This is a genomic window from Kitasatospora sp. NPDC056327, from assembly GCF_042261735.1.
Taxonomy (GTDB): Bacteria; Actinomycetota; Actinomycetes; order Streptomycetales; family Streptomycetaceae; genus Kitasatospora.
The window spans coordinates 1-7075 of the sequence record NZ_JBHJRC010000377.1; the positions used below are offsets into that span (position 1 = coordinate 1).

Annotated in this window: 9 protein-coding genes; 4 read left to right on the forward strand and 5 right to left on the reverse strand. The window is 74.6% G+C overall.

Annotated elements, in window-relative coordinates; translation table 11 throughout:
* Window positions 1-53 precede the first annotated feature (53 nt).
* The 4 genes from ACFCX4_RS33190 to ACFCX4_RS33205 all read right to left on the reverse strand — a co-directional run bounded on the left by ACFCX4_RS33190 (window position 54) and on the right by ACFCX4_RS33205 (window position 2852).
* Complete coding sequence (locus tag ACFCX4_RS33190; protein ID WP_376150651.1) at window positions 54-701, reverse strand: vitamin K epoxide reductase family protein; 648 nt, start codon at window positions 699-701, stop codon at window positions 54-56.
* Window positions 698-1510, reverse strand: coding sequence for a DsbA family protein (locus ACFCX4_RS33195; RefSeq protein ID WP_376150653.1), 813 nt, complete (start codon window positions 1508-1510; stop codon window positions 698-700). The genes ACFCX4_RS33190 and ACFCX4_RS33195 overlap by 4 nt, the downstream gene beginning before the upstream one ends.
* Window positions 1511-1604: 94 nt before the next feature.
* Window positions 1605-2267: a hypothetical protein gene (locus tag ACFCX4_RS33200; protein ID WP_376150655.1), complete on the reverse strand. Its 663-nt coding sequence runs from the start codon at window positions 2265-2267 to the stop codon at window positions 1605-1607.
* 87 nt (window positions 2268-2354) lie between these two features.
* Window positions 2355-2852, reverse strand: coding sequence for an SRPBCC family protein (locus ACFCX4_RS33205; RefSeq protein ID WP_376150657.1), 498 nt, complete (start codon window positions 2850-2852; stop codon window positions 2355-2357).
* A 150-nt stretch (window positions 2853-3002) separates the two neighbouring features.
* Between ACFCX4_RS33205 and ACFCX4_RS33210 the strand changes: the two genes are divergently transcribed.
* A complete protein-coding gene (locus tag ACFCX4_RS33210) occupies window positions 3003-3872 on the forward strand; it encodes an Fpg/Nei family DNA glycosylase (RefSeq protein WP_376150659.1) in 870 nt (289 codons plus the stop codon).
* A 196-nt stretch (window positions 3873-4068) separates the two neighbouring features.
* On the opposite strand, the gene ACFCX4_RS33215 is transcribed toward ACFCX4_RS33210, so the two are convergent.
* Window positions 4069-4923, reverse strand: coding sequence for an SAM-dependent methyltransferase (locus ACFCX4_RS33215; protein WP_376150661.1), 855 nt, complete (start codon window positions 4921-4923; stop codon window positions 4069-4071).
* A gap of 450 nt (window positions 4924-5373) precedes the next feature.
* Between ACFCX4_RS33215 and ACFCX4_RS33220 the strand changes: the two genes are divergently transcribed.
* The 3 genes from ACFCX4_RS33220 to ACFCX4_RS33230 form a co-directional block, all read left to right on the forward strand.
* A complete protein-coding gene (locus ACFCX4_RS33220; protein ID WP_376150663.1) occupies window positions 5374-6057 on the forward strand; it encodes a polysaccharide deacetylase family protein in 684 nt (227 codons plus the stop codon).
* Between the two features lie 295 nt (window positions 6058-6352).
* Window positions 6353-6682 (forward strand): hypothetical protein, encoded by a 330-nt coding sequence (locus tag ACFCX4_RS33225; protein WP_376150665.1) that lies wholly within the window; start codon window positions 6353-6355, stop codon window positions 6680-6682.
* 193 nt (window positions 6683-6875) lie between these two features.
* The coding region (locus ACFCX4_RS33230; RefSeq protein ID WP_376150667.1) for a hypothetical protein at window positions 6876-7075 on the forward strand (200 nt) is incomplete at its 3' end.

Consider the following 7075-nt stretch of genomic DNA (forward strand, 5'->3'; position numbering starts at 1 on the left):
GCCGGACCCGTGCGGGTCCGGCGGCGAGGGGGCGGCGGCGAAGGAGCGGGGGATCAGACCAGGGTCAACCAGTAGTACCAGAACCTGTTGAGGATCAGCAGGGCGATCACCGCGTACCAGAGCGCCGGGACCACCCAGTGGTAGCGGGCGGCCTCGCGGACCGCCGGGCGCAGGGCGCGCGGGACCGGGATGACGCCCGAGCGCAGGTTGTGCAGGGTGGTGTACCAGAACAGCGGGATCACCGCGGCCCACACCACCATGCAGTACGGGCAGAGCGCGCCGATCCGGTACAGCGCCTGGTACATCAGCCAGGTCACGAAGCCGATCCCGAACACCGTGCCGGCCTGCAGGCCCAGCCAGAACCAGCGCCGGTGGGCCCCGCCGGCCAGCAGGCCGGCGCCGACCGCGATCACCACCGCGAAGGCGGCCAGGCCGATCAGCGAGTTCGGGAAGCCGAAGGCCTCTGCCTGGTCGCTGCGCATGATCGAGCCGCAGCTGATGATCGGGTTGATGTTGCAGTTCGGGACGTACGACGGGTCCTCCAGCAGCCGGATCTTGTCCAGCGTGAGGACGGCCGAGGCGAACAGGCCCAGGGCGCCGCCGATCACCAGCAGCAGGGCGAACGGGCGGCTCGCGCCGTACGTGCGGCCCCGGGAGGGGGCGCCGGCGGGGACCGGGGTGGCGTCCGTGCGGTCGGTCATCCGGTGACCTGCTCGACCATGGCGGTGAACCGCTCGGGCGAGACGGCCGAGCCGCCGGCGAACACGTCGAGCTTCTGGCCGTCCAGGCGGACGGTCGGGGTCCCGGTGACGCCGCTCTTGTCGAAGGCCTTGTTCACCTGGTTGGCCCACGGCAGGTAGGTGCCCTCCCGGACGGCCTTGACGAAGCCGTCGGTCTTCAGGCCGGGCACCTTGTCGGCCAGGTCGAGCAGGTGGTTGACGTCGGCGAAGGCGTCCTCGCGCTCGTCCGGCTGGTTGGCGTAGAGCACGTCGTGGAACTGCTTGAACTTGTCGACGCCCTCGTTCAGCGCCGCGCCGGCGGCGGCCAGCGCGGTGCGCGAGCCCTTGCCGCCGAGGCCCTGGTCGAGGAAGGTCGCCATCCGGTACTCGATCTTGTAGCTGCCCGCGTCGGCGAGCTGCTGGACGGTCGGCCCGGTGGTGGTCTCCAGCTGCTCGCAGAACGGGCAGCGGAAGTCCTCGTAGACCTCCAGGGTGTGCGGGGCGTCGGCCTTGCCGTAGGTGATCACGGTGCCGTCCGCGCCGCCGGCGTTGGCCGGCACGACGAGCGGGCCGTCGGCCGCGGCGTCCCCGGAGCCGGAGGAGCCGCCGACGGCGAACGCCACGCCCGCCGCGAGGGCGAGCACGACGGCGGAGGCGGCGCCGACCACGGTGCGGCGGCGGATCCGGGCGGAGCGCTCGGCGCGCTCGCGCTGCTCGCGCATCCGCTCCGTGGCGGCCCGGCGGGCGGCCTTCCGGTCGCCGGCGGAGGTCTTCTTGGGGGAGGTGCTCATGGTGGGTGTCGTCCTGGTGCTCGATGTCGGCGTGCGGTCGCGGGGGCGGCACGGCCGGCCGGGGACCGGCGGGCCCGGACGGGCGCGGGGTCGCTCAGCGGGCGTGCGCGGGGACCGGCGGTCCGCGCCGGACGGCCGGGCGGAGCACGACGGACTCGGCGGGCACCCGGACGCGGCTGGCGCGCGGGAACGGCACCCGGACCACCGGGCGGGCCGGGACCGGGGCGACGAGCAGGAGCAGCAGGCGGCGGACGGCCGCGGCCGGGAGGCGGCGGGCGAAGTCGCCGAGGATCCGCGCCGAGCGGGCCACCGAGCGCAGCGCCGCGTCGGCGCCGCGCAGCCAGGCGGCGGCGGCGAGGGCGAGCGCGGAGTGCAGGACCAGCAGGACGCCGAGCGCGGCGGGCCGGTCGAGGCCGTGGCCGAGCAGGATGCCGCCGAGCGAGCCGCCGCCGCAGAGCAGCGGTTCGAGGCCGCGGGCGGCGCCGGGCGGCAGCGAGGGGCAGGTCGACTGGGCGACGTCGAACAGGGCGCTCAGGCCCAGTTCCAGCGGCAGGAAGACCGCCGCGACCGTCCGGTAGCCGCGCTCGCGCCCGGCGAGGGCGTAGGCCACCGCGAAGACGACGGCGCCGGCCACGGCCAGGGTGCCGGCGGCCAGCGGGCGGCCGGTGACCAGTACCTGGCCGAGCCCGGCGAGCAGCACGAGCACCGCGGCGAAAATCGCCGCGCGCAGCGTCCTGGTGGCCGGGGCAGTGCTCATGGGACCCGAGTGTGCCACAGGTTCGAAGCCGAACGAGTGGTTCCGCGGATTGCTGTGAAGATCCTCACGACCGGCTCTGAGCTGCACTTATATGCCGTTTACGGTGACGGTTCCGGGGGCCTCGACGACCGGCTCCGGGGGTCGCGCGGCGGCCGCGGTCCGGGCCTCCACCAGGTCGCGGAACAGTTCCAGGTCGGTGCGGACGGTGCGCTCGACCGCTCCGGCGAGCGCGAACCCGCGCGGTCCGCCGAGCGCCTCGTGCAGGGTCCCCGGGTCGTACTCGATGCGGACCTGCACCCGGGTGTGCGTGCCGTCGAGCGGGCGGAGCGCGACCGCGCCGTGCAGCGGAGGGCCGTCCAGGGTGCGCCAGGCCATCACCCGGCCCCGGCCCCGGTCGGTGATCTCGGTCTCGACGTCCTGCTCGCTGCCGGCGATCTCCACCCCGAGGTGGGCGAGGTTACGGCCGTGCGGCTGGGCGCTGCGGACGCCGTCGACGAAGCGCGGGTACTCGTGGATCCGGTGCAGCTGCTCCCAGGCGGCCAGCACCGGGGCGTCGATGTCGATCTGTTCCTCAAGCGTGCTCATGGCGGGCGGGACCTCCTCCGGCGGGTGCGCGGGCCACCCTCAAGCCTGCGCCGGGCGGCGGGGGAGGGCAAAGCCGGAGCGGGCCGGCCAGGGTCGGGGCCCCGCGCCGGGCGGCGGGCGCGGCGCGGGCGGCTGCGCGAGACTGGGTGCATGCCGGAACTGCCCGAGGTCGAGGCGCTGACCGCCTACCTGTCCGAACGGCTGACCGGGCGGGTGATCGCCGCGGTCCTGCCGGTGGCGATCAGCGCCCTGAAGACCCACGACCCGCCGGTGACCGACCTGGTGGGCCGGACGGTGGGCCCCGTCGTGCGGCACGGCAAGTTCCTCGACATCGAGGCCGGCGGGCTGCACCTGGTGATCCACCTGGCCAGGGCGGGGTGGCTGCGCTGGCAGCCGGGCCTGCCGGCGGCGCCGCCGCGGCCGGGCCCGCGCAACCCGCTCGCGCTGCGGGTCCGGCTGGAGGGCCCGGACGGGGACGGGTTCGACCTCACCGAGGCGGGCAGCCGGAAGGGGCTCGCGGTGTACCTGGTGCGTGACCCGGCGGAGGTGCCGGGGGTGGCCCGGCTCGGCCCGGACCCGCTCGGCCCCGGCTTCGGCCCGGAGCGCTTCCGCGCGCTGCTGAGCGGGGAGCGGCGCCGGATCAAGGGTGTGCTGCGGGACCAGAGCGTGCTCGCGGGCGTCGGCAACGCCTACTCGGACGAGGTGCTGCACGCGGCGCGGATGTCCCCGTACAAGTTGGCGGCCGACCTCTCGGAGGAGGAGACGGACCGGCTGTACGAGGCGCTCGGCACGACGCTGCGGGAGGCGGTGGAGCGCTCGCGGGGGCTGGCGGCGGGGGAGCTGAAGGCGGAGAAGAAGGTGGGCATGCGGGTGCACGGCCGGACCGGGCAGCCCTGTCCGGTCTGCGGGGACACCGTGCGGGAGGTGTCCTTCGCGGACTCCTCGCTGCAGTACTGCCCGACCTGCCAGACCGGCGGCAGGCCGCTGGCGGACCGGCGGCTCTCCCGGCTGCTGAAGTGACGCGGGCCGTCGGACGCCGGTGGGTGACCTGTCGGCCCTTGCCTGCGGCGGCCCCGGTGCCCGGCGCCCGTCGGCAGGGGTGCCGGGCGGCCCCGCCCGGTGCGGGTGGGCGGGGCCGCCGGGGTCGTCCCGGGCCGGGCCGTCCTGATGGGTCGCGGCCGTGGCCACGGCCTGCGGGTCGGGGCTCGCGGGTCGGTCAGGGCTTGCGGGCGACGCCGCCCCAGTAGTACGCCGCGTACGGGTCGGCCGGCTGCTCGCCGTCCGGGTGCCAGGCCATGACCGGGGCGACACCGGGCTCGATCAGCTCCCAGCCCTCGAAGAAGCGGCCGACCTCCTCCTTGCTGCGCGGCACCAGCGTCATCCCGGCAGCGCGGGCCGAGGCGGTCACCTGGGCGACGGCCTCCTCGTTGAAGTCCTGGGTGGGGTGGGTGAGCGCCAGGTAGCTGCCGGACGGGAGCGCGTCGCGCAGGGCGGCGACCTTGCCCCACGGGTCGTCCTCGTCGGCGATCAGCATCAGCACGGCGATCATCAGCAGGCCGACCGGCTGGGTGAGGTCCAGCGTCGAGGTGAGCGCCGGGTCGGCCAGCAGCTCGCCGGGCTTGCCCAGGTCGGCGTGGATGTAGGTGGTGCGGCTGGCCGGGGTGGAGACCATCAGCGCACGGGCGTGGGCCAGCACGATCGGATCGTTGTCCACGTAGACGACCCGGGTGCCGGGGCTGGCCGATTCGGCGATCTCGTGGGTGTTCGGCGAGGTGGGGATGCCGGTGCCGAGGTCGAGGAACTGGCGGATGCCGTACCGCTCGGCGAGGTGGCGCACGGCGCGGCCCTGGAAACCGCGGTTCTCCTTGGCCATCGCCTTGATGCTCGGCACGGCCTTCTCGATGGCCTGGGCCATCGCGCGGTCCGGCGGGAAGTTGGTCTTCCCGCCCAGCCAGTAGTCGTACACCCGGGCGGAGTGCGGGGTGCTGGTGTCCACCCCGTACTTCTCCCACTGGCTGAGCTCGGCGTCGTCGTTGCCGGCCCGGTCGGCGGAATCCTGACTCGTCGTCATGCCCACGTCCTCTGAAGACAGATCATCACACTGGAAGTGGTCAGAGTAGCGGGCCGGTCGGGGCTCCGGCCGCGAGGTCGGCGAACAGGCCGTGACATGGGCCGTTGGGGTGGTGATCGAGCCTGTCGGAGTGGCCGCTGGGAGGCGGTCCGATGAACGGGGGAGAGATTCGCCATGCTGTCTGATCGTCAGATTACTTCGCGCAGATTGTTGCTGGTCGCGGCGGGGATGTCGCTGCTCGGACTCGCCGGCTGCGGCCGGGCGTCGGAGGTGGTCGAGGCCGCCGGCCTGGCGGCGAGGGCGGCCGGGGAGGCCGGTGGGACCGGTGAGGGGGGTGCCCCGGCGCCTGACGCGGTGCCCGCGGCCTCGCCCGCCGGGAGCCCCGGCCCGGGCTCCGGCCCGGTTCCGACGCCGGGTCCGGAGCCGGGCCCCGCGTCGACCCCGACCCCGGTGCCCACCGGTGCGGCCTCCGCCCCCGCGCCCGATTCGGCTCCCGCCTCGGCGCCCGCCTCCGCCCCGGCCAAGGCGCCGACCGCTGCCGACGGCCGGCCGGTCTACGAGCTGGACGCGGCGCGACAGGTGGTGGCGCTCACCATCGACGACGGCCCCGACCCCCGGCACACCCCGACCGTCCTGGCGCTGCTGGAGCAGTACGGGATCCGGGCCACCTTCTTCCTGATCGGCGAGAACGCCGTCCAGCACCCCGATCTGGTCCGCGAGATCGCCGCCCGCGGCCACCACATCGCCAACCACACCTGGACCCACCCCGACCTGCGCCGACTCTCCGAGAGCAAGGTCCGCGAGGAGCTCGAACGCACCTCCGACCTGCTGCACAGCGCCACGGGCAAGGTGCCGACCTGGTTCCGGGCGCCCGGTGGCGACTGGTCCTCCACGGCCCTGCGGGTCAGTTCCGAACTGGGCATGCGGCCGATGGCCTGGTCGGTCGACCCCCGGGACTGGGCCCGCCCCGGGACGGGCGTGATCACCGACCGGATCCTCAAGGACGTCCGGCCGGGGGCGATCGTGCTCAACCACGACGGCGGCGGCGACCGGTCGCAGACGGTGGCGGCGCTGAAGGCCTATCTGCCGGTGCTGATCGACTCCGGCTACTACTTCACCGCGCCGGTGGGGTGAACGGGCGGCGGGGTGAAGGGGCTGCCGGGGCGCGGTGACCGGGCCGCCGGGACGGCGGACGGTGGCCGGTGGTGGTGGCCGGTGGTGATGGCCGGGCCTGGTCGGTCGGCGGGGGCGGTCGGTGCGGGAGGGGGCGTGCGCGGAAAAGTACGTGCGGGAAAAGTCGCGGGAAACATGACCAAACCACCTGAAAGAGTGGATTAGCAGAATCGTTTCATCGATTTTTGGGCCTCTAGGGTGATCTCGCATCAATTCACCAGGTACCACCGAGTACCGCCTGAAAGGGCCACCCGTCATGCGTCTCCGCAACGCCCTGCTCGCCGCCACCAGTGCGATCGCGCTCGTCCTCGCCGTCCCCGTCCCGGCCAACGCCGCCGCCGGGGACGAGTTCCGCTACAAGTACGGGACGGGGTCCACCGGGTCACTGGTCGAGCCGCGGAGCCGCGAGTGCATCGACCTCCCGGGGGCCACCGCCGAGCAGCCGGCGTACGCGCCGCGGAACCTGACGGGGTCGACGGCCACCGCCTTCCTCGAATTCGGCTGCGAGGGCGACACGTACTACGCGCTGCGGCCGGGCGGGCACGCCGGTGACCGGCTGCTGGTCCGCTCGGTGGTCTTCGCCTGAGCCGCCTCGGCCGTTCCGGTGCCGTCCTCCGCGGTGCCACCGCGCTCCACCGCGTCCGACCGCGACCCGCCCCGGCCCACTGCGAAGCGAATTCGTACAAAGTGCGGGACAAGTGAGCCATTGGTTGAGACCATTCCGGTGAACCGGCCGTGAACAAGGGCCGGTGGAGTGCGTGACGACACCGGGAGCGGCCGTGCCGATTCGACCTGCCGGGCTCTCCGCCCGGGCCCGCGGAGTCCTGCTCCTCGTCGCCGTCCTGCTGCTCGCGGCGGCCGGATTCGGGGTGCAGCGAGCGGTCGGCGGCGGGGACGGCGACCCGGACGGACCCGGCGGCGGCCGTGGCGGGGGCCCGGCCGCCCCCGGTCCCGCCGGCCCGCGCCCCCCGGCCCCGAT

What these genes read in the sequence shown, in the direction of transcription:
- ACFCX4_RS33190 (WP_376150651.1), bottom strand. Translation starts at nt 701, where the DNA reads ATGACCGACCGCACGGACGCCACCCCGGTCCCCGCCGGCGCCCCCTCC.
- ACFCX4_RS33195 (WP_376150653.1), bottom strand. Translation starts at nt 1,510, where the DNA reads ATGAGCACCTCCCCCAAGAAGACCTCCGCCGGCGACCGGAAGGCCGCC.
- ACFCX4_RS33200 (WP_376150655.1), bottom strand. Translation starts at nt 2,267, where the DNA reads ATGAGCACTGCCCCGGCCACCAGGACGCTGCGCGCGGCGATTTTCGCC.
- ACFCX4_RS33205 (WP_376150657.1), bottom strand. Translation starts at nt 2,852, where the DNA reads ATGAGCACGCTTGAGGAACAGATCGACATCGACGCCCCGGTGCTGGCC.
- ACFCX4_RS33210 (WP_376150659.1), top strand. Translation starts at nt 3,003, where the DNA reads ATGCCGGAACTGCCCGAGGTCGAGGCGCTGACCGCCTACCTGTCCGAA.
- ACFCX4_RS33215 (WP_376150661.1), bottom strand. Translation starts at nt 4,923, where the DNA reads ATGACGACGAGTCAGGATTCCGCCGACCGGGCCGGCAACGACGACGCC.
- ACFCX4_RS33225 (WP_376150665.1), top strand. Translation starts at nt 6,353, where the DNA reads ATGCGTCTCCGCAACGCCCTGCTCGCCGCCACCAGTGCGATCGCGCTC.